Raw genomic sequence first — 25,456 nt, forward strand, 5'->3', positions numbered from 1 at the left:
TTCAGCAAATGTATTTGTACTGAAAGCGAAGCGTCAGCTACAGAAGTCCCCCACTTCTGCTGAATCAAGTTAAGCCTCCGGCGGATATTAGGGATTTTGAAGGGAGTAAATTGTGCTATGCACAATTCAAAATCCCAACGCAATTACGCCAAGGCGCAATTGATCTTAGTTATTCCAAGCTTTCACTGACAATTGATTTGTATTCATCCTTTGACTCAACAAACGCATCCTTTGTATCCATTACCAATTCCTTCACTTGCGGCGTCAATACTTTCAACTCTTCGACTTGCGCCTTGATGTATGAAGCATCTCCTGCCAACTGTTCATAAAGCGTTTGATACTTCTCTGTTTTTTCCTGTAGTTTAAGTTTCAAAACATCCGGATTTTTTGAATAAAAACTAATATCAGAAGCAATTTTCTTCGACTTTTTTGTCGTCTCTTCGCGCGTGATTCGGTCAAACATACTTGCAATAGCACCAATAAGAGCACCAAAAATAATAAATTTACCCAATTTACTACTACTCATGCTAAACCCTCCATTTTCAACTAATTCGCATATCTCATTATACCCTGTAGCAAAGAAAAACAAACAATCTAGATATTTTATAAAAAAAGGCTTGACGTATGTCGTGAAATTTCGGAGTATTAACAATAGATGTATTTATTAATTAATTCATCGAAAGGGGGTGTTAACTAAAAAATAGAATGGGCGTTACAGTTGAAAGTGCTCGTTATTCTAAAAGGGGGTAAGGGAATGGATGGATTACAAACTTTTTTAGACAAGATTGGTGGAATTATTTGGGGACCGCCACTTCTTATTCTGCTCGTTGGAACTGGAATTTTCTTAACAGCTAGACTCGCATTTATTCAAGTACGTCTTTTACCGTATTCATTAAAACAAGTTTTTTCAAAAAATCATGATAAAAAGGCAGACGGTGATATTTCACAATTCCAGGCACTAATGACCGCTATGGCAGCAACCGTTGGGGTTGGAAATATCGTTGGGGTTGCGACTGCCGTTGTCATGGGGGGACCAGGGGCGGTCTTCTGGATGTGGCTAGCTGGATTTTTCGGGATGGCAACAAAGTATGGGGAAGCCATTTTAGCGGTTAAATACCGTGTAAAAGATTCTCAAGGTCAAATGGCTGGCGGACCGATGTATTATCTTGAACATGGATTAAAACAAAAATGGCTCGGTGTCCTTTTCGCGCTTTTCGGTGCGATTGCTGCATTCGGTATTGGTAACGGGACACAAGCAAAAGCGGTTGCGGACGTCATGAAGCTTACTTTCGATGTTCCACACTGGGCTACAGGTCTTGGGCTTCTCATTTTCGGAGCGTTAGTTATCCTTGGTGGCATTAAATCAATCGGAAGAGTGACAGCATTTTTCGTTCCTATTATGGCACTTTTCTATTTCATCGCAGGTGCGATTGTCGTTATCCTGAATTTTGATCTTGTTCCTGCTGCATTTGGACTTATTTTCTCAGACGCATTCAGCGGACAAGCCCTTGCAGGTGGTGCAATCGGTACGGTTATACGCTTTGGGGTTGCTCGTGGTCTATTCTCTAATGAGGCGGGTCTCGGGTCCGCACCAATCGCTGCAGCGGCTGCGAAAACAGATATGCCTGGACGTCAAGCACTTATTTCAATGACACAGGTATTTTTCGATACACTTATTATCTGTTCAATTACAGGTCTCACAATTGTTATGTCCGGCCAATGGAAAGATACTACAATTTCAGGTGGTGATCTGACAGCAGCAGCATTCGGTACTTTCCTCGGAGGTGCTGGACCAATCATCGTCGCAATCGGACTGATTTTCTTTGCCAGTTCCACTATTTTAGGTTGGAGCTATTACGGCGAGAAATGCTTCCAATACTTGGTGCCTAATCAGAAATTCGTAATCCTTTACCGCGTTGCATTTGTTTTGTTTATCTTCGTAGGGGCGACAGCGACACTCGACATTTTATGGTCATTCGCTGATGTTATGAACGGTCTTATGGCCATTCCAAACTTAATCGGACTCCTGGGCTTGTCTGGTGTAATTATTTATGAAACAAAACGCTTCCAAGCAAAAATGAAAGAAGAGGAAGCCGCGAAAAAAGAAGCAAAAAGAGCAGCATAACTTTAACTTGAATCAGCAAATACATTTGCTGATTCAAGTTAAGCCTCCGACGTACAGGACGTACTAGTGCCGACAATGCCACAGGACGTGGCGTTTTTGTCGGCCGGCGGATGTCAGGGATTTTGAGGAAGTGGGAAAGGAAACTTAAGTTTGCGACGTCCCACGGATGCCTTAATTTCTGCAAAGTACGCAGAAATACGGCAAATCGAACCCTTCGCTGTTCGATTCGCAATTACGCCGAGGCGCAATTGATGTTGACACTTAGTTGGATTAATGAAATGATTAACCCCTAGCAAATGAAAGGTGGGCAACACTCATGGATTTATCTCAACCAACACCAGAAAACGTCATGTATATGATTGAACAAATTAAAGAAAAACTTCGCATGGTTAACGTAGATGCAATGAAAGCGGAGAATTTCAGTACATCTCAATATGAAGATTTACACTATATGTACGAGATGGTTATGAAACGAGAGACCGTAACACCAAACGAAATGCAGGCTATCGTCGCAGAGCTCGGTGCAATGAGACAATAGTATTCATTCAAAGAATTAGTATAAAAAAAAGATTCACCGTAGGAAACTCCTACGGTGAATCTTTTTTTATGATAGACGATTATTTATTCAAATGCCGAACCATCTTTCAGAACAAGTGGTTGAATAAGCACTTCTACCCTACGGTTCTGATCTCGTCCCTCTGCTGTATCATTCGATGCAATTGGCAAGTTATCGCCATATGCCTTCGTACTAAAGAGCAGTGGATCAATATTTTCATTGCCTACAAGTATTTCTAAAAAGTTCACTGCACGTATCGCACTTAGTTCCCAGTTCGATTGAAATTCAGCATTATACATCGGAACATTATCCGTGTGTCCCCCAACGACAATTTGGCGTGGCGGGTCAAAGATAAGCAATTCGGTAAGATCTCCGGCAATCGATTTATATTCTTCTCGGATTGTAGCCTTACCTGGACTAAAGAGAATACTATCTCTAATTGTAATGAGTAGCCCTTCTTCTGTCAGCCTTGTTTCAAATTGATTTTCCAACTCATTCACCGCGATATACTCATCCAGGCTTTCCTGAATTTCACCTAGTGATCTTTGATCTTCTAAATAAGATGAGTTTTCTGTATTTGCACCCATAGATTCTTTTGGTACCGGGACAGGTGTAGGCGCTGCGTTTTCCATCATACCGTGTCCACCATCAAATATTTGATTAAAAACCGATGAAATCTGATTGAATTTCGATTCGTCTATTGTACTGGATGCAAATAGTACGACGAAAAGCGCGAAAAGAAGAGTCAGAAGGTCGGCATATGGCAACAGCCATGATTCATCAACATGATGAGCTTCTTTTTTCTTCTTACGTCTCCTCGGCAAACTGGCTCGCCTCCTTCTTACTCTCTTCATTTTTAGCGGCTAGTTTGCGTCGTTCTTCAACAGATAGATAAGATGATAGTTTCTGCTCAATCACACGTGGTGCTTCCCCCTCAAGCACAGAGAGAATCCCTTCAATCATCATCATTTTCTGGCGAACTTCCTCGGCCGATTTACGCTTCAACTTATTAGCAAATGGATGCCATAGAACGTATCCGGTAAAAATACCAAGTAATGTAGCGACAAATGCCGCAGAAATAGCTGTTCCTAATACATCGATGTCATTTAGGTTTTTCAGCGCCGCGATAAGTCCAACTACCGCCCCTAGAACTCCAAGTGTCGGCGCGTATGTACCTGCCTGTGAGAAAATAAGAGCTCCAGCCGCATGACGATCTTCCATCGCATCTACTTCTTCACTTAGGACGTCACGAATATAATCAGCATTTTGTCCGTCAATCGCTAAACCTAGACCATTTTTCAAAAATGGGTCTTCGATATTGTCCGTTTTGGCCTCAAGTGATAATAGCCCTTCACGTCGCGCAACATCAGCCCAGCTAGAAAACATGCGAATAATATCAGAATCAGACGCCAGTTTTTTTTCCTTAAAGATGATGCCGAAAAGTTTTGGTACGCGCTTAATCTCATTCATTGGGAAAGCGATAACAACAGATGCAATTGTCCCGAAAACGATAATGAGAATAGCCGCTACGTTCAGCAAGCTATCCGGTGTAACACCCTTTAGTATCATCCCAACAAATAAAGCGACAAACCCAATTATAAGCCCAAAAACCGTCGTTAAATCCATATTATTGAACCTCCAAAAATTCCATTCTTCTTCTTATTTCGGCATCTTTCTCAAGTTCTTTAGGATGACTGACAGAATAAATGTAAGAAATTTAACTTTACTTAGGAATGTGTCACACTTCGACAAATAATTTCAACGTTGCAGGTCAGCTAGGTATCTTGGTATTATTAGAAGTGATAAGGAAGGGAGTAATTATTCATGTCAACTTTTGAACAACAATTGTCTCGCTACGCTGAGCTTGCGGTCAATGTAGGGGTCAATATTCAACCAAACCAATATTTATATATCACGGCTTCAATTGACGCGGTACAATTCGTTCGTGTCATTACTGAAAAAGCATATGAAGCAGGGGCACGCCAAGTTTTTGTAGACTGGGTGGATGACGTTGTTTCTCGTTTACGTTATGAAAAAGCACCTGCTGATTCTTTTGCTGAATTCCCTGAGTGGAAAGTGATGGAACGCGAGCAACTTGCAGAAAAAGGCGCAGCCTTCATGAGCATCGTTTCGCAAAGTCCAGATCTTTTAAAAGGTATCGAAGCTTCACGCATCGCAGATTTCCAAAAAGCTGCTGGACAAGCACTCGATAAGTACCGTCAATATGTCCAGTCTGACAAAATTAGCTGGACAGTAATTGCAGCACCATCCGATGCGTGGGCAGCAAAAGTATTCCCCGAACTTCCAGCAGGTGAACAAGTGGATGCGCTATGGAACGCGATTTTCAAAGCAGTCCGTGCAGACCAAGACAATCCTGTTCAAGCATGGGTGGAACATGACAACAACTTACATGCAAAAGTGGATTATTTGAATAATAAACGCTTCCGTAAATTACATTACACAGCACCAGGCACTGATTTAACGGTCGAATTACCTGAAGGTCACTTATGGTGTGGTGCAGGTAGCGTCAACGAAAAAGGACATACTTTCATGGCAAATATGCCTACAGAGGAAGTTTTCACTGTTCCGTTGAAAACGGGTGTTAATGGCTATGTATCTAGTACAAAACCATTAAGCTATGGCGGCAACATTATTGATAACTTCAAAATCACATTTAAAAATGGCCGTGTCACTGAGGTAACAGCTGAGCAAGGTGAAGAAGTATTAAAGCGTTTGATTGACACGGATGAAGGTGCAAAACATCTAGGTGAAGTTGCACTCGTTCCACACGCTTCTCCTATCTCACAATCCGAACTTCTGTTTTACAATACTTTGTTCGACGAAAATGCATCAAATCACTTTGCGCTTGGAAGTGCTTATGCATTTTGTATTGAGGGCGGTAAGAAAATGTCTCGTGAAGAGCTTGTTCAGCATGGCTTGAACCAAAGTATTACACATGTTGACTTCATGGTTGGTTCTGAAGAAATGGATATTGATGGTGTATTCGATGATGGAACTACGGAGCCTGTATTCCGTTCTGGGAATTGGGGATTCTAAAAACTTCACAATTAATTCATCATCTATTTTAATTTACCACTTAAAAAATAGACTCTTATACTGTATAATGAAAGTTGAGGCTAACTATCATTACAGAGAGGGGTCTTATACATGGGCTTAATGTTCACAACAGTTATCGGTTTCATGGTCTGTCTTGGTATTTCAGCATTATTTATAATGAGAAGTCTCCAAACAGCTTTTATTGCTGCCGATTCATCAACGATTGATCCAAAACCAGAAAATAAATTTTAAGAGTTGCCGTCCGGCAACTCTTTTCTTTTTACATATACAGCTGTATTATAAAACTAATCGAAACCATTGGAGGTTACTATGACTATTCTCTCTACGATTTTGGAGTTCAATGAAACATTCGTCACTGAAAAAAAATATGAAGAATATGCAACAACCAAGTTTCCTGACAAGCGTATTGTTATTTTAACTTGCATGGATACACGGCTGACTGAATTGTTACCTAAAGCGATGAACTTAAAAAATGGTGATGCCAAGATTATTAAAAGTGCTGGCGCGATTGTTAATCATCCTTTTGGCGGGATTATGCGGAGTTTACTTGTAGCGATTTACGATTTACAAGCAGATGAAGTATTCATTGTTGCGCATCATGATTGTGGGATGAGCTCTATCGACACAAATCAAATTATCGACAAAATGGTCGATCGTGGGATTGATAAAAACCTTTTCAAAACCTTACAATATTCGGGTATTGACATGAAAGACTGGCTTCATGGCTTTAGCGATGTGACAGAAAGTGTCAGAATGAGTGTGGATATCGTTCGAAACCACCCCTTGATGGATACAACAGTACCTGTTCACGGGCTTGTTGCTCATCCTGACACAGGGAAACTTGATATAATTGTCGATGGCTACGCTTTTGCTGCACAAAACTAATCGACTTATTTCCCGGGAAATATACAAATGCGGAAGTACTCCGCCTAAACGAGACAAGAGCTAGTACCTTTTCACAGGTACCAGCTCTTGATTTTCATTGCCCATTTCCGCAAAATACTCTTACCCCTTCAAAAATCATCCTCTACTATTGCATACATATAATGATCTTCCCAAACACCATTTATATATAGCAATTTCCGCATGAGTCCTTCTTGGAGATAGCCCGCCTTTTCCAAAACCTTCATAGATCCGATATTACGTGGTGAAACAAATGCCTCAACTCGATGCAAGGCTAACTTCCCAAATGCAAAATTTGTAACGAGACTAACCGCCTCTGTCCCTATCCCTCGCCCTATTTCTCGCTCATCAATAGAATAGCCGACGAAACCACTTGAAAAAGGCAGTCTTTTAATACTGTAAAGAGAGATATGCCCAACTAGCCTGCTCGTATCTGAATCAAATATACCGAAGTTGTATTCTCTTCTATCCCGCATTTGATAAATCGACTCTCTAATTTTCTCTTTTTGAACAGCGACAGTAAAATAGCTTGCTTCGTGACGGGGTTCAAAAACAGACCAATAGTCTTTATTAGCACTTAGTAATTCAGTGAATAGTTTTGCATCTTCCTCTGTTAATATTCGTAAATAGCACGTTTTCCCTTCAAGCAAAATCACTACCCACTCACCCTTTTGCTGTTCTAAATTTTCGTAAAAAAGCTCCTTATAGTATAACATGAAACGAAGGCATGCGAAATTAATCAATTACACGACTGGGAATACCCGGAAATCCTACTGATTGAAATTAATTTGTGACGGAAACTTCACACTTTCCTTCGCAGGTTCTACCTTTCCTATGTATACTATTCAATAGGAGGATTTTAATATGTATAGAATTATGATCATGACCCTTTCGCTCATTGCCATCGTCCTTGTCAATGTAGCAGCAAATAGTATACCTTTGAACGGCAGTACAACAGTAGCCATCGCAAGTAGGTTACCCGTTCTTTTCATGCCCGCGGGATATGTCTTCGCATTGTCGGCTATTATTTATATGCTACTTGCCTTTTGGCTATACGGCTTTAAACACAACAACGCTACCGTTAGCCAATCACTACAAAACGGTCGAGCTATCCTGTTTACGATTAGCTGTCTGTTTAATATTGTCTGGCTCCTGCTGTGGCATTACGGTTTCTTTAATTGGACAATTGTTTTCATGGCTTTGTTACTCGCTACATTACTAGCCCTATATTTCACTTACCCTAAAAAAGACAACCAATTGTTTGGTAGAATTCCGATTGCCATTAACCTTGGCTTGATTTTCATCGCGACTATTGCCAACATCAGTTATGTCCTTACACTACATGAATGGTCAGGCTGGGGACTCAGCGATCCGCTATGGACGGTCATCTATTTGACCTTCGCTACAGCCATTGCACTCCATTTCCTATACCACCATGCGGATATAGCTCTAAGCAGTGTATTCATATGGGCGTTTATAGGAATTGCAGTAAAAAACGGCGTCAATGAATTATTCGTTTCAGCTGCAGCGCTTTTTCTAACAGCAGCCATTGCTGTCGTGATTTTTTTCAAAAGAAAACAATTAACATCCGTCAAATAGAAAAATCGCCGTTCCTCCTTTTTGGAAGAACGGCGATTTTTCATGTACGTTGTAGCAAACGTGGTGCCGACATAAATAATAATGAAGCTACAAGTGCTGATAAAATGATGGAAGGAATCATATAACTTGCATTATATACGAGCGAATAAAGCCAAACCGGCTGTCCCTCAGGTGCATATGACGCAAAGAATACAATACCGCCGATGTAATGGATAAGAAATCGAAGAAGCCCGCCAATCACCGTACCTACAACAATCGCCATGACCATCGTACCTTTATTACCTTTTGCTTTGCCACTTAACAGCCAACCAAGCGTAACTGCCGCGACACCAACAAGTGCATACGCGACAAAATAATCGAGTGCTGCCTGAATGGCATTAAAAACATAGCCACCCATAATCAGTTGCAAAATCCCCGAGACAAATCCCGTCAGCATTCCCCCAACAATGCCCCAACGAAATGCCATGACAACAATTGGCAGCATAGATAATGTGACCGAACCTCCCTGAGGCATTGAAAATCCAATCTTATCAAGTACAAATGATATAGCTCCTAAAATAGCTACTTCGAGTAAAAATTGTAGACGTTTACGATCCAAATGACTTCCTCCTCCTACTAGTTGGTGTAGGATTCCGGGCATAAAAAAAGACATCCCGGATAGAATGGGACATCACAATATGATGGTTGCCATCCACATCCCTACGCAAGAATAATCTTACAGGTTCGAAGGGTTAGGACAAATTGTCCAATCTCAGCCAAAAAGGCACCCCTTGTGGTTCAAGTTATTCAATTAACTCTTTCATTGTATAAGATGGTCAATCTTTAAGCAAGATAATTAACAAGAATAACAAATAACCTATATAGTTAACATATAACGGAGGGGATACTCTTGCAAAACAATAAACTATTAGCTTCTTTATGCTATTTCAGCGTTTTTTTTGCTCCATTACTTCTACCTGTTATCATTTATTTCATATCAGATAACCGGGAAATTAAGTATCATGCAAAACGCTCACTCATCTCCCATCTCGTCCCGACCCTATTACTCATTGCGGGATTTGTTATTTTTTCTTTCTCTATGTTTTCTTTAACAAATCAAATAAGCGGAATGTCTGGCGATAATTTCAGTTTTAGTTTTTGGCAATTAACCCCGTTTATTTTCATGCTAATTTATGGACTTCTCTTTGTCATCATCGTCATTTGGAATATTGTTCAAGGCGTGAAGGTATTAAAATAAGGTTTATCATATTTGAAATGCGGGAACGGAATACAAAATATATTTTTAGGAGAGAATTCATTTGAAAATCGGAAAATTAATTAAGACAGCCATTAAAATAGCCCCCATCGCTTACCCAATTGTACGAAAAATAATGGCAAATAAGAAAACTTCCAATGCAACTATTTCAAAAAAATAATTTACCTGCCTGCAATTACTTTAAAGTTTGCAGGCTTTTTTCTGCGTTATAATATGATATAGTATGTATAGAAAAATTGAACGGTAGAAAGGATTTGTACGAAATGATTGCAAAAACTGAACAGGATATTGAGGCGCTAAAAATAATCGGTAAAATTGTTGCCGAAATCCGTGAAGCGTTAAAAGCAGCAACGGTCCCTGGTAAAACAACTAAAGAAATTGATGAGCTCGCGGGGCGTCTCTTTGAAGAAAAAGGAGCAATTTCTGCACCAATTGACCAATATGATTTCCCAGGGTACACATGCATTAGCGTCAACAATGAAGTAGCACATGGTATTCCAGGCTCTCGTGTTATTCAAGATGGAGACCTTGTTAATATCGACGTTTCTGGCTCTTATGGCGGCTATTTTGCTGATACTGGCATTTCTTTTGTTGCTGGAACACCAGACGACAAAAAACAACTGCTCTGCGATGTTGCCGCAAGTGCATTCGAGCTTGCGATGACGAAGGTGAAGGCAGGTTCTAGTTTGAACCGGATTGGTAAAGCGGTCGAACGTGAGGCGAAAAATCACGGGCTAGCCGTTATTAAAAACTTAACGGGCCACGGCATTGGTAAATCTTTGCATGAAGAACCACAGCATATTTTGAATTACTACGATCCTTCCGATAAGACTCTTTTGAAAGATGGCATGGTCCTTGCAGTCGAGCCTTTCATCTCACAAAAAGCTGAGCATATTATCGAATCAGGAGATGGCTGGACATTCATTACACCTGATAATTCGCTCGTTGCACAAATTGAACATACGGTTATCGTTACAAAAGGCGAGCCAATTATTTTGACAAAGATTTAAATTGATTCAGTAAATACCAACTGAATCAATAATAAAGGGCTATTCTAGAATCCGGGTAGATTCTAGAATAGCCCTTTTCGTCATTACTTTTTCACGTTTGTTGATTAACTAAAAAAAATAACTTAATCAACTATTAGTCACTCTAAGTCCAATAGCTTTTGGTTCGCTTTGGATGGAACGACTTCTATACAATTCCCGTGCTATTTTCATTTATAGGGACGCGACTCCGCCGTATCCCTATACATTCTTTTCGGTAATCGTATGGTGGTCGTTCATCCGTCGCTCTCCAAAAACTCCGGTACACAAAGTGCTAATGCTTTTGAGGACGAAGGAATAGAGGGCTTCTTAATTTGAGAAGGCCGCCAAAGATACAATTTTGGCGACAGATAATTTTACCATAGTATTTCCCTCTGTTATTTTAGGTAGCGTCACTTTCTTATCGGTTTTGCTAAAAAGTAAAGTAGGAACACCTTATACAATGATCCAGAGTGCCCGAAATTGCATCTTCGGGCGCTTACACTCTCTATAGAAAGTCATCAATTCTATTCTTTTCAAGCCACTGCATTTTCATTTTCCGCTTGAACATTGTAGGTACGTGACAGGAAACTGTTCATAATAAGATGACCGAAAAAGCATGACTAGAAACGACTTCGTCGTTTCTAGTCATGCTTGCTCCTCGGTAATTATGTCTTGAACAGTTCGTCGAAAGCGAACCGAAAATGAGCTGGGGATAAGATAGTTTTCAAGCCTTTGCTTACCTGCGATTTATGCAAGTAAATGTTTAATCAACAGACATGTCATTTTTTCTTACTATTCCCAACCGTTTTCGAGTTACCTTCTGTCAGTTGGCCTTTATACCATACTTTTTGGACCGTTTTAATACCTTTTGTCAGCTTACGGTAATCGCGCTCCTCTGCATAGGACAACAGCGTTAGCACTTCTCCGTCTTCTCCTGCACGTCCTGTTCGTCCAGATCGATGCAAGTATTGTTCAATCGTGTGCGGCACGTCTACATGGATAACATGCGTCAGTCCTTCGATATCTAATCCACGCGCTGCAAGATCTGTTGCGATTAGCACACGTAACTCCCCTTTACGGAAGCTTTCCAGCGTTTGCTGTCGCTCAAATTTCTTCATTTCTGAATGTAAGACTGCAATCGGTGCCTCATTATATTTGAGCTTCATTTCTTTCATCCGAAGCTGATCGACATTATTAATAAAAGCTAAAGCACGAATTCCTTTTAAATGAGAAATTCCCCGTAAAACATCTGTCTTGTCTCGTATATCTGTCTTAACAAATGAATGAACAACTTTACCTGATTTCGGCATTTCTTCAGCACCAACCTGAATGCGAATAGGATCATTCATAAACTTGCTGGCAACTACTTCAATTTCCTCAGTAATTGTCGCAGATACTGCAATGACTTGTCTGTCTGGATGCGCTGCGTCAATCATGTTTTTTACAATAACTCGATGATCGCGAGATAGAAGCTGGTCTCCCTCATCTAATACAATATGACGTATATCATACATTTTCAATTTCTTCACTTTTACAAGCTCCGCCAAACGACCTGGCGTTCCAACAACAATTGTTGGTTTCTTCTTCAATTTCTCGATTTGACGCTGCATATTAGCACCGCCAATAAGCTGAGTAACAGTAATTGGTGTTCCTTGCACCCATTCTCTAATGACATTGACAATTTGCATCGACAACTCCTGTGATGGCGTCATAATCAATGCCTGGGTTTGTTTTTTATTGCCATCGACTACTTGTAAAATAGGCAAGACAAAAGCTAACGTCTTCCCAGAGCCTGTCGGTGATTCCGCGACGATATCTTTACCCGCCAGCATTTCTGGAATCAGTTTTGTTTGAATCGGCATTTCGTGCTCGAACTTCCATTTATTCTTGAATGCATCATCCATGTTTTCCAAGAAGGACATACTTATCTCCACCTTCACTCTAGTCTTCTCAGTGTATCATAATAGGCAAACATTTCGCCTTCGGATATACATTTACTTTTTAACGGTATGACCGCATCTTTCAATCGCGGTTTCTGCAAGAACTAACAGCGAATCAATGTATTCATCTCCCAGTCCTAGCTCCTGCCTGACGACCGATAATTCTGTGCAACCAAGAATGACCTTATCGCAGCCTGCTTCTGCCATCGCACCTTTAATAATCATCCATTTCTCATGATCAGCTGGTTTCCCAGCCTTCACATCATCATAAATGAGGGACATGACCACTGACTGGATATGGGCATCTGGGATGATAGGCGTCATGCCATAGCGCTCACACGCTGACTGATAGACGCCTGTAGTAATCGTCCCAGTTGTCCCAAGAATACCAATACGCTTCGCTCCGTCCTGTGCAGCCCTTGCTGCCGTCTCCCCTATCATGTCAATCAAAGGAAGAGTTGCACCTTCCTCTATTTGTCCGAAGAAAGAGTGCGCCGTATTGCATGGAATGACAAGGATTTGAGCACCAGCAACGGCTAGTCGCTTCGCATCTGATAAAATAACTGGCACTGGATCTTCTTCACTTTCACCTAAAATGAAGGCTGTACGATCGGGAATATGTGGGTTATTCGTAATAATCATGTCGACATGGTCTTGGTCTCTTTCCGCCTCAGTTAGTCTAACAATCATTTCACCCACTAACATCGTAGCAAGCGGACCTACACCACCGATAATTCCTAGCGTTTTTTTTTCCATATGCTTGTCAATACCTTCACTGTTAGATTTCATTAGCCAGTCACCCCTGATTCGGTTTCTTACGCAAGCGCTTGACCAGCGGAATGACTTTTTCTAAGATGTTATACATGAACGGTTTGTATACTTTATCGAGCTCCCCGATATACTCGGTTGCGCCATCTTTATCACAAAAGCTTTTCTTGAAAATATACAACCCGTCCCCTTCTTCAAAAAAACCACCGAAATCGTATTGACTTGCTCCTATTTCAATACCCCATTTTATCATTTCATAATTCATAATGTGGTTAGGATTCAAATTTCGTTTGACATTTGTACTACCTGCATACAAATAATACATTTTCCCATGGTAATTTATCGTCAGCGCACCTGCCAAAATATCGCCCTCATGATAGGCGATATAAACTCTTGACTCCTCGTACCTATCACGGATTTTTTTGAAATACTCCACTGATCGTGTTGTAATATTATTACGCTCTGACATCGTTCGATACGTTTCATAAAATAATTCAATATCCTCATCACTACGTGAATAACGGACTTGGACACCTTTTTTTATAGCACCTCTAATCGTACTACGCCCTTTTTTTGAAAACTTTGTCATGATTGTTTCTTCATCATGATCATCCAAAAAGAGAATCATATTTTTACGAGGTTGAATGAGTTTTTCTTGATCGTCATCTTTTGACGTTAGTTGAAAGCCTGCATTTTTATATAAATCATATAGCTCGTCCGAATACGCAATTTCAGGATCAAATTTCAGCATGATTGCTTTATGCTTCTTCGCAACACTGTTCGCTTCCTTCAAAAGCCGCTGAACAAGCGCCAAGTCTGTGACATCACAAACCGGACCTCTCGTCGCATATAACATAGAAAAGCCGCCTGGTAATCTTTTTATAAGAATGGACATCGCGGCGATAATTTCCCCATCCTGTTCAAGGTAGACGTGCTCATTTCCCCAATCATCCTTCACCTCGGCCCATAATCGGTCTTGCATCATAGAGCCATATGGAGAACTGCGGACAAACTTATCGTACCTCCTCACATCTGCCGTATTCAATTTATCGAGCAAAGCCATAATCTTTACCTCCAATTACAAACCTTTTCAATCACTAACTGTATGCCGTACTATGTTTAGTCCTTTAATTTGAAATACTTCTCAAAACGTTTGTAGTAATCTTTGTAAAATGAATTCAATTTAAATTTACGAATGAAACTGAGATCCGCAGGGTAATACAGCGTGCGTGCGGCCTCCCCTTTAGCAAACCGATCAATGACTTGGGATTTCAGTTCTTCATCCATCGTATAGTTAATAAGAAGATCCTTAGGCACCCCATGCCATAGCCGGCTATTCGAGCCGTACTCAATCGATAAATCACTATTATTGACCCGATCCTCAACGAGGTATTTGGCCATATTATAGCCATTCGTCGTTACAAAATAACTACTTCTACCTTGTCTAATATTCAATTCAAAAATTTTATATTTACCATCGCGTCTGTCATACTTCAAATCGATGTTGGCATAGCCGCGGAAGTTGATCGCTTCGAGGAACTTTTTATATTGTGCATAGATTTCTGCATTCTCTTCACCAATAATACCGACATAATTCCCAATCAAAATCGGCGTATAGTCTTCGAGGACAACTCGTCCAAGACACATCATACGCACTTTGCCATGTTGGTCAACATAGGCATTCAATACACGCATGACCGTATCGTTCCCTGGGATATAATCTTGAATAATAAGCGAGTCCGTATAGCTTGATGAATAAATATTGCGGATGGCTTCCGTAAATGCCGCCTTATCATGTAGCACATACGCCTTCTTTTTCCCTTCGAACTGCGCATTGAAATACGTCATGCTATCTGATGGTTTCACAACGACCGGAAAGTCGAATGGTAGATCCATCTCAGGGTCCATTCCTTTATTAAAAATAACTGTATCTGGGTAATCGAGTCCATGCTCTTCACACATTTCATAGAAGCGCTCTTTATAGACAACCTGATCCATCAGCTCTTCACTTATAAATGGTAGAACATAAAAGGGTTCGAGCGCTGCTCGACTGCGAATCGCAAGTTCTGCATAATTCTCATTACTCGCCACAACAAGTAGCTTGTCCGCACGATCTTTTAATTCTTTATGAAGGTCCAACATACTTTGGACAAATATTTCAGGTTCATCTAAGTTCTCATAAATTTTCTTTTCTATAATCTTACTATGCATCGTCGGTAAAATATGCCCTTTTGTAACAACAATACTCTTGATGCCATATTGTTCATGAAAGGCCCTCGCCATACCATATGCATTATCATCAGATCCAAGGATAACCGGCAAAAATTCTGCTTTTCCCATCATCTTTTCCTCCTCATACTAGAAATATCTATTTTATGTGAATGTCCGTTGCTAAAAACAAAATATTCAGAGCTCAAATCCTTTTGAATGAAGGTTCAAGTCAACTCTACCACCCTTAAATTTACGTGAATGAAGGGTGACTGTCAATTATACCATGATTAAATCACGCCCCGGATTTCAATCAATTAACTATCAATGATTTTTTCACATAGGTGAGGAACCACCAAAAAGAAGTATTCCACCTATCACATGGAATACTTCTTTTCGATTGATTATCAATCTTCATCCAGCAAGAAACTTCCACCTCTATAGGGGACGAGATCATTGTAGTTTGCTTTCCCCTGTTCAACGAGTGTTCAAACTCCAGCTGAACGAAGATAATCCTCCGGAGGATGTCACAGATTTTGAGGGGAGTCAAGGGATGGCAGTCTAAGTTCGCGACCTCCTGTCACAACGACTGCATGACCTACATCCTGTACGCCTCAAGCTCGATTCAAAATCTGGACGCAATTACGCCGAGACGTAATTGATTATTGCCTAGCTAAAAAAGTAGGTTCTTCAACTGGCCATTGTGAAAAGTCTGTAATAATACCATCTACCCCATATTGAAATCCTTTCGAAATCAACTGCTGATCTCTCTTCGACCACACTAGCACTTTTCCACCATAGGCGTGTATACGATCTACCATTCGCTTATTAATATACGACACATCGAAGTTAATATAAGTTGCAAATGATGTTAAATCTTCTAATCTTTTAGAGGTAGGCAATAGTGTAGAAGGCTTCATCAAAACAGCAATTTGTAATTCTGGAAGTAAGCTATGTATTTTCTTCATCGATTCAATATCAAAGGATTGCACAATGACACCGCTTACATCTTCATACTTCTTTAATAATTCGACTACTTTTTCCTCAATACCTGGGTATAATTTAGGCTTCTTAATCTCTATTAACAGCCCTATTTCACCATAGAACTCATCAAGTAATTCATCAAGCGTAATAATCTTTTCTCCGCTAAAAGAGGCATCAAATGACATTCCCGCATCCAGTTCTTTCAATTCAGCGAGTGTATAATCTTTGACAAAACCTGTACCATTCGTCGTTCGATCTACTTTTTCATCATGTAAAATAACTAGTTCTCCATCTTTGGAAAGATGGACATCACTCTCCAGAAAATCAGCCCCAAGCTCCAGTCCTTTTTGAAAAGCAGCCTGTGTATTTTCAGGTGCGTAACTAGAAGCCCCTCGATGTGCAACACTAATCATTCCTGTCATTTCTACCTGCTTAGGCGGATGCTCATTAAATCCAACAAGTAGAAGCAAACAAGCACTGACCAAACCAGCTAACAAACTCACTTTCTTTTTCCCTAGTTTTCTCATCACCGACACCCCAACCACTATGTATTTCAGACTATTCTAATCATTCTATGATTATATCTTAACATAAATATAAAGTCCTGAAAACCCTTATTTCTCTCTATTTCGACATGCCAAAAAACCACTATTCACAACAGGACAGGAGATTTGTACTACACCAAGACATATCTTGTTGAACAACTATTTATTCATATGAAATATAGATGAATAAAGGCATGAAAATTCTTCATTTTCACTGGACTATTTCCGGTTCGCTTTCGGTTAGATATTCACGACACGATTACCGTGGGAGCAAGTATGGCTAGAAATGACTTCGTCATTCCTAGCCACACCTTTTTCGGTCATCTTGTTGCGAATAGTTGCCTGTCGCGTACCTACAATATTCAAGTGAAAATTGCGATTGTTTGGGAAGTAGAGAATAGATGACTTTCTATAGGGACTATAAGTGCCCGAAGATACAATTTCGGGCACTGTTGTACTTTTTAGAGAGTGTTTCTTTTCTTATTTTTAGCAAGCCCCAGAAAAAGAACACACGCTGCCAGCACACCACTTCCCCGATGTCATACTCACCTTTTTATAACTTTGTATCCTTTTTCGACTAGAAACTCTATATATAATGTGAAGCCATCGTTCATCGAGGCAAAAACGTCTTACTTTAGTTGAAAAGGGGCATTCGACTACTGTAGGAGCCATTATGGGAAGAGGAGAATTTGTGTGGAGTGAATAAATCAATCAAAAAGTACTGATTTTACTGCTTCCATCGCTTGTAATGGAAGTTGTGTTAAATGCGACCATTTTTCTACAACAACTACATGTGAACTTGCTCATCTCGACTAAAGTTCGGGATGGGCATAAGTGGTTTTGGAAAAACGATGAATTCCCACTTTGGTCAGTGGACACCTACAAAAGATCCACCCACAAAACAGAAGAAAGTATCTATCTTATTTCAATCGTCTCGTATAGCTATTCGAAAATGGACAAGATAAAATGGTACTGCATTTACTGCCCAAAGATGCAATATCAGGCTGTGCAGCATGCACCATCAGTGAGAGCAAAATCTACACAAGAGTGGGCGCAATTTGCTCTCACTACAGAATGCAAAATGCCCCTAGCAATAACCAAAGAGTATTAAAAGTAATAAAAAAGATATTGTCGAGAACGATCTCGACGGTGTATCTTGTTTCAAAATATGCAAGTAACTCACACGACTCTATCATCGCTGTTGAACTGTCTATGGACATGTGAAAGCATAACAAAAGGACTTGCATATATGAGAATCAATCATAAACGCAAGTCCTGTTATTGTTAAACTAAAGCACCTCGTTCGACAAAGGAATAAAACGATCATTTTCCTTAATTATACAAGTTCCATCAAAAAAGGCGAAAACCCATACGGGATTAGCGTTCGTAGAGTTAATTACATGATGCTAAAGCGAAAAAAATTATAGTTAAAACTTTATAATTACACCTAAACTATAATATTTGTTACCTAACAACATATCAACTCCTACGGGAGCAAATTACTATATTTACTACCCTTAACGACTTCCTCTGCATCCGTTTTTGTCCATTCCAATATTGAACTATCAGGGGTGTTTTCGATGAAGCTTTCAGTGATTTGATAACCTATTTTGTAATTCGACCATCGCGGAATATCTTTAGCTGGATTACCATAAACAAAATGATTGTAAATTTTATAATCTATAGAATTACCATTTATACTTAATTCCTCTAAAACCCGGGCTTCCACATCCTCTGTTAGAGGTTCTATCCACGGAGGATTTATTTCAGGATAGAGAATAGTAGCAAAAGAATCTGCTTTCCCTTCTGTAATTATTGTATCTAATACGCTATATACACTTTGTTCGCCGTTTAAGGTCATATTGACGGTATGATGATATTCGTGAGCCACGGCATATTTAATAACTTCTTTTGAAGCAGTTGGATCAATCATAATTAAAACGTTATTACCAAAATAAGCATAGCCAGCCACTCCATCCATAATATACGTCGTAAACGAGTTTTCAGGATTAACTGGAAGTAGATAAATTGATGTATTTGCACCCGATGATAATAGCTTAGCTGATTCCAATATTGCTTCTTCAATCCATTGATTGATTTGTTCCTGGTTTTCAAGTAGTTCATTCGTATTTTTTTCCAGTTGATCTACTCGAGAAGTTGGTCTAAGAGGGTCATTCTCCGTTACTCCTAATTGTAAATAGTGAAGAGAGGATTTATCTTTAAATGGTTCTAAAACATGCTCTGTATAGATAGCTTTTCTATCAAGTGCAGGATTCTCACTAATTATTCTTGCGTATTCCAACACTTCATCGAAAAATGATATAATTTTAAACTCCTGCCCTTTATACGAAAAATGGTATGGTGTTTCAATAGGAGTATTGTCATCATCCACTTTCTCATGTTCCTCTTCCTGTATTCCTTTGTTTTCTTCTTTAACATCTGTACAACCAGACATAAAAATAACAAATAACAGTAAAATTGATAAGTTTATCAAACGTCTCATTATATCCCTCCTACCCCTTTTGTAGAACAAGAAAATAGAGCCGTCTAAGCAGCTCTGATCTTCAAGTAAAGCACCTGGTTAGTGAAATAACGAACCTTTTCTTCGAGATGTGAATTCGTTGGTTAGAAAACCCTCTATTTTTTTTTAGCAGTACAAAACATTTCTGCAAAATCATTTACAATTGTTTTATCAGGATTATTTTTCACATCATATTTCATTCTTTCTAACCCTTCTTCATAGTCTTTATCGCTAATCAAAGTTAGCACAGAAATATCTCTGTTTTCAGCATAATCTATATAGTCACTTACCCTTACATTTTCCATTCTATATTCGACTTTTAAGTTTACTTCTAACCCCCTTGTTGAAAGCTCGTTAAAAATAACCTCTTTATCCCAAAACCTTTTTAAATCTTCATAGTATGCTGTTGGAAAGTAGTGATAAACCCACCATTTAGGCATATCGTGAATCACTATATTATGTAATTTATAGACACCACCTATTTGTAATACACGGTATATCTCATTTAATGCCTGTTGCTTGTTGCTGTAATGATGAAACGCGTAATTATTAGAAATAAAGTCAAAAATCTCTGAATCATACGACATTCCCTCTACATTTGCATTAGTAAACTCTACATTTTTTACTTTTTCATTAGCCTTCTTTAACATTTGGTCAGACAAGTCAAGTCCATACCAATTAATATTAATTCCGTCAAAATAGTTAATTTGTTTTTCAAGATATAGACCAGTTCCACAAGATAAATCTAATACGTTATATTCAGTCTTCGCGTTTTTCTCAATATGATTTTTTAAATCATAATCAAATCTTAATTCATCAACTCTATACTGATTATTATCGTATTTTTCTGCTATTCTTGAATAATTGGTTGTTTTCATATTTCTCTCTCCTCCTACCCTCGCGTTGTAATGAATATGAGAATGCTTTTAATACTTGTTGAGATATTATTTGTTTCAGCTTGTGGTCAAGAAAGCCATATTGAACAACACGAGGTATATTTATCAAACAAAGGTGGGAAATTAAAGAGCCAATCGGAGTTGAAACTTATATATTGGACATCCCTGATAAAATGCTTAGTAATAATTTCAATAAAGTTTCAAAGGATTCATCAGTTTGCACTAACCTGCCCCTTTAATAATTATTTTCCTTAGTTTTCTTATATTCACGATTTTTCTTATCGTTGTATAGGTAAAATACTGTCCCCGTTATACCCCATAGTATATATTTGAATACTCCATCGAAATAGTAATCAATTATTGCATAACCAAGAATTATACCCATCACACTTAAAAGAACCCTTAATAGAATTTTCATTTAGAACCTCCATAAAAACACAATAAATCTTATTCTTTATAATCTCATAAAATATATTTTGTTGAACTAAACTGCTACTTCAATTAGGGCTTTACTCCTTATTGAAGTAAAGCACCCATTCGTTGAATAACTATGGAGCTAGTAGATGGCTAATCAACAGACGTGATATAAAGACATAACTATCCAAACAAGCCCCAAAAGTTAGTTGTAAACATTGAAAGTAAGAATATAGCGTGGAACAACATTTGGGCAATTGTGAAAATGTAATCATTTTTATTTGATGAATATTTCCATTCCATAAAAGCTCTAACTGTTTCAGATGCAAAAATAAAAATAAAGACAAAAAAGTATGGCTCTAAAAACCAAATTCTTTCCATAGGGTCAATTTTGATGGCAATGGAAAATCCAATCAACATCATGACAACAGCAGCAACCCTAACCGTCAAATCGATCGTTTTATGTTTATCATTTAGGTGGTTATAAGAAAAGAACTTCCTTTTCTTAACTTTGAGTAATTTTCTCATAACAACATTAAAACAAAATGACAACAGTACAAAAATGGCTAGCACAAGAAATAACTTCGTCCAAAAAAATGGTTCCATGCCATACATAAATGGTTCACTCCCCTTTTAAGCTCTTTTATGTGTAAAAGTTATTTCATCACTAGAAAACAAACTCCTTCTTCAACTAACCTGTCCCGTCAGCCATCTAAGTCAAATCATTCACACATAAAAATTACCTACAGATTTTTTATATTGGCTATAATTTCTTCAACATAAGCATCGTTGTATTCATTTTCGTTTAATAGATAGTAACTCCTGGGATTCAAATTATTTACTTCTACAATATGCTTTATATAGGGGGATATTAAAATCAAACTAGCCCCATTATTAATTATGGTCTCACAAGTATCATACGTTGTATCAACTGATACATCGTAATCCATACCTTCCTGCCTAAGTCTTTTTCTAATACTGACTTCCAATTTTTCAGACAACGGTTTCTTGAAAATAGTCCATCCTCCATCCCACCCAAATGGATTTGGTCTAATTCCAACAATTACTTTAGCAAGAATTACAATATGCTTCATAATCTCCCGCCTCCCTAGTCTTAGAACAATTAACTTATACTTATTATACGAACCAAATAAACGAAAAGATTCGGTGTATTCCAATTACCTCTATATCAGTATTCTGCCTCTTTAGTTGATAAAGAAAAGAGAGCTGCCAAAATTGTATCTTTTGCAGCTTTTATCTAGATAGAAAAGCTTCAGTTCCCTCATCCCCAAAAGCATTAGCGCCCCGTGTACCAGTATTTCGGGAGAGTACCGGATGAACGACCACCATACGATTACCGAAAAAATATGCCTGAATGCGGCGAAGTCGCATCCAGGCATATAAAACACATCACGGTAATCATATAGAAGTCATCCAATCCAAAGCTCCCCAAGTAACTGTACACAGAGCCCTAGTATTTGATTTTTTATATTCACTTTTTCTTACGAATCATATCAAATGGTTTAACAGGAACGGTTACTTTTGTTTTCACAATCATCATCGCACTTGGCGCACGTTCAATCGGTTCATCTTGCTCATTCCATAAAACATCTATCGTTTGGTAAGCATGTGTAAATCCGGGACCGTAAAACTCAACAGCATCTCCAAGTCCAAAATGATTGCGCTGCTGAATCGTCGCAATTTGCGTCTCTTCATCATAAGCTAATACCTGTCCAATGAAACTATATGCTTGAATTTTACGTGGCTTACCGAATAATTGCTCATGCTCTGTCGGCGTCCCATAATAAAAACCAGTTGCCAACTCTCGCTGTGCGACTTTCCATAACTCGTCTTCCCACTCTTGCTTAAATTCATAGTTATCCGGATCATCACAATAGGCATCGATTGCTCGGCGATAAACATTCGAAACCGTTGATACGTAGTGAATCGATTTCATACGACCTTCGATTTTAAAACTGTCTATACCACTTTCAACTAGGTCAGGAATATGACGAATCATGGACATATCTACCGCACTCATTGAAAATTCCTCAAGTGTCTCTCCGCCGAGCAATGATTGCTGTTCCCCCGGTTGTTCCATATCGAATAAGCCATATTTCCAGCGACAGGATTGTGTACACCCTCCACGATTGGCATCACGCTCTGACATATGATTCGACAGCGTACAACGACCTGAATAGGAAATACACATCGCCCCGTGGATGAAGGCCTCAATCTCGACATTCGTTTTTTGGCGTATTTCTCGAACTTCATCCATCTCGACTTCCCTTGCCAACACCACACGTTCCAAGCCTTCTGATTGCCAAAAATTCAACGTTTCATAATTCGTCGCCGAAGCTTGAGTTGATAAATGAATCGGTAAACCCGGCGCTTCCATCGCACAGATTTCTATTAAAGCGGGGTCGGACACAATAACTGCTCGAATTCCAATATCACGAAGCATCCGGAAAAACTCGCCTGCCCCTTCCACATCGCCTTCATGAGCCACCATATTAGCGGCTACATACACCTTCGCATTGGCTTCATTCGCAAATGCGACACCTTCTCGCATCTCGTCGTATGTAAAATTACCTGCTCGACTTCTCAAACCATAGGCATTACCACCAATATAGACAGCATCTGCCCCATAACGGATAGCGGTTTTTAGTTTTTCAAGCGTACCAGCTGGTGCTAACACTTCTGGCTTTTTAGTAATCACTCTTTTCGTCGTAACTCCCACGATTTTCCGCCTCCTTATTTGACATCGCTCGGATCCTTCAAAAAGAATCCTTCATCTACTGATCTTTCCGCTGGATGTAATGCAAGTAATCGACTATTTAACTGCTCCTGTATATCCACCGTCCAACGTTGCTCTATAAATGACTGTCTCGCCTCTATAAACAAACTGGCAATGTCCACAAACGATTGCCCTTTTGTAAAAATACCATCCAGTTTCCACTGTGTTAAACCTGCAGCAACCAGTTTGTCTAACTGTGGCAATAAATTCACATCATCTGTCGCGAAAATATGTGTGCCGTTACAATCTTCATAAATGGAGTAATGCGTTTCCTCTTTTTTAGGTTCAGAAATAAAAAGAGGCTGCTTTACATGATCCTGATTCGTAAAATTGAAATAGTTTTCTACTAATGGTCGTTTTGATTGTTGAATGCAGGTCGCTCCATAAACGAGTACTTCAACCGGTACAGTTACTTGCTGCCGAATCGCTTGTAGCTCTGCAAAAGGTAGCTCCCTTGCCAGTACAGCACCAATTGCCCCACGCTTCGCCCAAAAATCCACTTGCCTTGCACTTGTCACCATCGTTTGGGCATCATAGATGAAAGGAAGCTCTATGGCATGCTTTTTCATGAGATGAATAACTCCCGGATCACCAACTGTGATGGCGTCCACACCAATAGACTGCAAAAATGTTAAATACGGGACAATTTTCTCAATCCGATCATTATGCATTAAAGCATTCACAGCAACAACTATGCGCTTATGATGTTGATGCGCAAAATAGGTCAATTCCTTTAATTCCTCACGCGAAAAAGAACCCGGCAAACGTAAACCGAATTCGTCTTCTCCTACGTACAACGTATCCACACCAATGCGGATTAACGACTTCCCTTGCTCTACTGATTCAGCTGTTGCAATAAGCTCAATCATTGACTCACACTTCCTTCTTGACATCATTCATTTCGATAAAATACGGTCAGGTCGTTTCTGAAATAGTTCTTGGCAATTCGTAGCCTTTTGCATTGCAAGTAGCACTTCCTCTAACGGCTCGCTATAAACAGTCGGATAATCCACTTCGTCTAGCTTTGTTCGAATCAGATACGCCAGCTTTTCAGGACGAACACTAAATTCAGAGTGTATGCCTGCTTTATTCCCACGTGGATCGACACGGAACCAGTGTCCAACTTCCTCCAAATAGAGTGCATTTAGACCATGTAACGCATAGCCGGACTCCACTGTTCCCTTTTTCGTCACACGCTGATAACAAAATCCCGTCGGAATATCCATCCCACGTAAAAGTGTCGCTAATAAATGGGCCTTTGCAAAGCAGATTCCTTCTTGATGCAATAAGGCGTCTGATGCAGTAATCGTCACAATAGTACTTTCTTTATCAAACGAATGTTGAATGCTATCCCTCACAAAACAAAAAGCGATTTCTGCCCGCTCAAATTGTGTGTGCCCCTGTGCTTTGATTTTCTCAATTTTCTTTTGTACGATCGGATGCCGAAAATCAATCACAGCAGATTCTACTAAATACTGTTGGACATTCCCCTGTTCAAGTTCTATCTGCATATGCGCAACTCCTCATGGACTAAAAGTAATTCAATGTTTCTTTCCCTTCATCCGAAATCATATCCGGCGACCACTTCGGCTCCCACACAACATCGACCTCTACATCGGAAATGTCAAGACGATCCTTCAATATAAAGTCAACACCACCTGTAATCATGTCGTGCATCGGACATCCAGGTGTCGTTAACGTCATTTTGACATACACTTTGTTAGCCTCGTATTGAATATCATAGACGAGGCCTAAATCAATGATACTAATCCCAAGCTCTGGGTCGTAAACGAGCTTGAGTAATTCACGAATACGTTCAATCATTTCCATTTCGCTCAT

28 protein-coding genes and 1 riboswitch are annotated in these 25,456 nt (G+C 39.4%); of the genes, 10 read left to right on the forward strand and 18 right to left on the reverse strand.

Translation table 11 applies throughout. The annotated features are described in order from the left end of the window. Positions 1 to 169 precede the first annotated feature (169 nt). The gene (locus tag MKZ10_RS17450; protein WP_342506317.1) at positions 170 to 526 is read right to left on the reverse strand and encodes a YtxH domain-containing protein; all 357 of its coding nucleotides are present in this window, start codon (positions 524 to 526) and stop codon (positions 170 to 172) included. 228 nt (positions 527 to 754) lie between these two features. Between MKZ10_RS17450 and MKZ10_RS17455 the strand changes: the two genes are divergently transcribed. Continuing rightward, positions 755 to 2,125, forward strand: a complete 1,371-nt coding sequence (locus MKZ10_RS17455) for a sodium:alanine symporter family protein (RefSeq protein WP_342506319.1) — start codon at positions 755 to 757, stop codon at positions 2,123 to 2,125. Positions 2,126 to 2,441: 316 nt separating this feature from the next. Then, positions 2,442 to 2,663, forward strand: a complete 222-nt coding sequence (locus MKZ10_RS17460; RefSeq protein WP_203248606.1) for a DUF1128 domain-containing protein — start codon at positions 2,442 to 2,444, stop codon at positions 2,661 to 2,663. Between the two features lie 83 nt (positions 2,664 to 2,746). On the opposite strand, the gene motB is transcribed toward MKZ10_RS17460, so the two are convergent. Further along, positions 2,747 to 3,505, reverse strand: coding sequence for a flagellar motor protein MotB (gene motB, locus MKZ10_RS17465; RefSeq protein ID WP_342506321.1), 759 nt, complete (start codon positions 3,503 to 3,505; stop codon positions 2,747 to 2,749). Next, positions 3,489 to 4,307 carry a flagellar motor stator protein MotA gene (motA, locus tag MKZ10_RS17470; protein ID WP_342506323.1) on the reverse strand — a complete coding sequence of 273 codons (819 nt, stop codon included), beginning with the start codon at positions 4,305 to 4,307 and terminating at the stop codon, positions 3,489 to 3,491. Before motA ends, motB begins: the two co-directional genes overlap by 17 nt. Positions 4,308 to 4,505: 198 nt before the next feature. Here motA and MKZ10_RS17475 point away from each other — a divergent pair, with 198 nt between their 5' ends. The 3 genes from MKZ10_RS17475 (at position 4,506) to MKZ10_RS17485 (ending at position 6,644) form a co-directional block, all read left to right on the forward strand. Then, on the forward strand, positions 4,506 to 5,738 hold the full coding sequence (locus MKZ10_RS17475) for an aminopeptidase (protein WP_342506325.1): 1,233 nt from the start codon (positions 4,506 to 4,508) through the stop codon (positions 5,736 to 5,738). 111 nt (positions 5,739 to 5,849) lie between these two features. Then, positions 5,850 to 5,990: a hypothetical protein gene (locus MKZ10_RS17480; protein WP_342506327.1), complete on the forward strand. Its 141-nt coding sequence runs from the start codon at positions 5,850 to 5,852 to the stop codon at positions 5,988 to 5,990. Between the two features lie 78 nt (positions 5,991 to 6,068). After that, complete coding sequence (locus MKZ10_RS17485) at positions 6,069 to 6,644, forward strand: carbonic anhydrase (protein WP_342506329.1); 576 nt, start codon at positions 6,069 to 6,071, stop codon at positions 6,642 to 6,644. 128 nt (positions 6,645 to 6,772) lie between these two features. Here MKZ10_RS17485 and MKZ10_RS17490 read toward each other — a convergent pair whose 3' ends face one another. Further along, positions 6,773 to 7,318, reverse strand: coding sequence for a GNAT family protein (locus tag MKZ10_RS17490; protein WP_342506331.1), 546 nt, complete (start codon positions 7,316 to 7,318; stop codon positions 6,773 to 6,775). 208 nt (positions 7,319 to 7,526) lie between these two features. Between MKZ10_RS17490 and MKZ10_RS17495 the strand changes: the two genes are divergently transcribed. Next, positions 7,527 to 8,261: a tryptophan-rich sensory protein gene (locus MKZ10_RS17495; RefSeq protein WP_342506334.1), complete on the forward strand. Its 735-nt coding sequence runs from the start codon at positions 7,527 to 7,529 to the stop codon at positions 8,259 to 8,261. 40 nt (positions 8,262 to 8,301) lie between these two features. Here the strand turns inward: MKZ10_RS17495 and thiT are convergent, their stop codons facing one another. Continuing rightward, positions 8,302 to 8,859: an energy-coupled thiamine transporter ThiT gene (thiT, locus tag MKZ10_RS17500; RefSeq protein WP_342506335.1), complete on the reverse strand. Its 558-nt coding sequence runs from the start codon at positions 8,857 to 8,859 to the stop codon at positions 8,302 to 8,304. 81 nt (positions 8,860 to 8,940) lie between these two features. Beyond that, positions 8,941 to 9,042, reverse strand: a riboswitch (TPP riboswitch). A gap of 108 nt (positions 9,043 to 9,150) precedes the next feature. Here thiT and MKZ10_RS17505 point away from each other — a divergent pair. The 3 genes from MKZ10_RS17505 to map all read left to right on the forward strand — a co-directional run bounded on the left by MKZ10_RS17505 (position 9,151) and on the right by map (position 10,526). Then, entirely contained in the window at positions 9,151 to 9,498 is a 348-nt protein-coding gene (locus MKZ10_RS17505) for a hypothetical protein (RefSeq protein WP_342506337.1), read from the forward strand. A 61-nt stretch (positions 9,499 to 9,559) separates the two neighbouring features. Continuing rightward, positions 9,560 to 9,676 carry a hypothetical protein gene (locus tag MKZ10_RS17510; protein ID WP_342506339.1) on the forward strand — a complete coding sequence of 39 codons (117 nt, stop codon included), beginning with the start codon at positions 9,560 to 9,562 and terminating at the stop codon, positions 9,674 to 9,676. Positions 9,677 to 9,779: 103 nt separating this feature from the next. Then, a complete protein-coding gene (gene map, locus MKZ10_RS17515; protein ID WP_342506341.1) occupies positions 9,780 to 10,526 on the forward strand; it encodes a type I methionyl aminopeptidase in 747 nt (248 codons plus the stop codon). A gap of 797 nt (positions 10,527 to 11,323) precedes the next feature. On the opposite strand, the gene MKZ10_RS17520 is transcribed toward map, so the two are convergent. The 5 genes from MKZ10_RS17520 to MKZ10_RS17540 form a co-directional block, all read right to left on the reverse strand. Next, complete coding sequence (locus MKZ10_RS17520) at positions 11,324 to 12,466, reverse strand: DEAD/DEAH box helicase (RefSeq protein WP_342506342.1); 1,143 nt, start codon at positions 12,464 to 12,466, stop codon at positions 11,324 to 11,326. A 72-nt stretch (positions 12,467 to 12,538) separates the two neighbouring features. Continuing rightward, positions 12,539 to 13,273 (reverse strand): amino acid racemase, encoded by a 735-nt coding sequence (locus MKZ10_RS17525; RefSeq protein ID WP_342506345.1) that lies wholly within the window; start codon positions 13,271 to 13,273, stop codon positions 12,539 to 12,541. A gap of 7 nt (positions 13,274 to 13,280) precedes the next feature. Continuing rightward, complete coding sequence (locus MKZ10_RS17530) at positions 13,281 to 14,315, reverse strand: peptidoglycan bridge formation glycyltransferase FemA/FemB family protein (protein WP_342506347.1); 1,035 nt, start codon at positions 14,313 to 14,315, stop codon at positions 13,281 to 13,283. Positions 14,316 to 14,371: 56 nt separating this feature from the next. After that, positions 14,372 to 15,595: an ATP-grasp domain-containing protein gene (locus MKZ10_RS17535; RefSeq protein WP_342506350.1), complete on the reverse strand. Its 1,224-nt coding sequence runs from the start codon at positions 15,593 to 15,595 to the stop codon at positions 14,372 to 14,374. Between the two features lie 527 nt (positions 15,596 to 16,122). Continuing rightward, positions 16,123 to 16,971 (reverse strand): glycerophosphodiester phosphodiesterase family protein, encoded by an 849-nt coding sequence (locus MKZ10_RS17540; RefSeq protein ID WP_342506352.1) that lies wholly within the window; start codon positions 16,969 to 16,971, stop codon positions 16,123 to 16,125. A 294-nt stretch (positions 16,972 to 17,265) separates the two neighbouring features. Here MKZ10_RS17540 and MKZ10_RS17545 point away from each other — a divergent pair, with 294 nt between their 5' ends. Beyond that, a complete protein-coding gene (locus MKZ10_RS17545) occupies positions 17,266 to 17,394 on the forward strand; it encodes a hypothetical protein (RefSeq protein WP_342506354.1) in 129 nt (42 codons plus the stop codon). A 1,081-nt stretch (positions 17,395 to 18,475) separates the two neighbouring features. Here the strand turns inward: MKZ10_RS17545 and MKZ10_RS17550 are convergent. From MKZ10_RS17550 to MKZ10_RS17585, 8 genes are all read right to left on the reverse strand, one after another. Beyond that, positions 18,476 to 19,492, reverse strand: coding sequence for a DUF2268 domain-containing putative Zn-dependent protease (locus tag MKZ10_RS17550; protein WP_342506356.1), 1,017 nt, complete (start codon positions 19,490 to 19,492; stop codon positions 18,476 to 18,478). A 134-nt stretch (positions 19,493 to 19,626) separates the two neighbouring features. Next, positions 19,627 to 20,388: a class I SAM-dependent methyltransferase gene (locus tag MKZ10_RS17555; protein WP_342506358.1), complete on the reverse strand. Its 762-nt coding sequence runs from the start codon at positions 20,386 to 20,388 to the stop codon at positions 19,627 to 19,629. Positions 20,389 to 21,003: 615 nt separating this feature from the next. Next, a complete protein-coding gene (locus tag MKZ10_RS17560; protein ID WP_342506360.1) occupies positions 21,004 to 21,435 on the reverse strand; it encodes a DUF4181 domain-containing protein in 432 nt (143 codons plus the stop codon). Positions 21,436 to 21,563: 128 nt separating this feature from the next. Further along, entirely contained in the window at positions 21,564 to 21,914 is a 351-nt protein-coding gene (locus MKZ10_RS17565; RefSeq protein WP_342506362.1) for a hypothetical protein, read from the reverse strand. A 398-nt stretch (positions 21,915 to 22,312) separates the two neighbouring features. Further along, positions 22,313 to 23,560: a U32 family peptidase gene (locus tag MKZ10_RS17570; RefSeq protein WP_342506364.1), complete on the reverse strand. Its 1,248-nt coding sequence runs from the start codon at positions 23,558 to 23,560 to the stop codon at positions 22,313 to 22,315. A 14-nt stretch (positions 23,561 to 23,574) separates the two neighbouring features. Continuing rightward, positions 23,575 to 24,486 carry a peptidase U32 family protein gene (locus MKZ10_RS17575; protein WP_342506366.1) on the reverse strand — a complete coding sequence of 304 codons (912 nt, stop codon included), beginning with the start codon at positions 24,484 to 24,486 and terminating at the stop codon, positions 23,575 to 23,577. A gap of 27 nt (positions 24,487 to 24,513) precedes the next feature. Continuing rightward, positions 24,514 to 25,128, reverse strand: coding sequence for a transglutaminase family protein (locus tag MKZ10_RS17580; RefSeq protein ID WP_342506367.1), 615 nt, complete (start codon positions 25,126 to 25,128; stop codon positions 24,514 to 24,516). A gap of 19 nt (positions 25,129 to 25,147) precedes the next feature. Continuing rightward, entirely contained in the window at positions 25,148 to 25,456 is a 309-nt protein-coding gene (locus tag MKZ10_RS17585) for a metal-sulfur cluster assembly factor (RefSeq protein WP_342506369.1), read from the reverse strand.

The organism is Sporosarcina sp. FSL K6-2383, from assembly GCF_038618305.1.
GTDB lineage: Bacteria > Bacillota > Bacilli > Bacillales_A > Planococcaceae > Sporosarcina.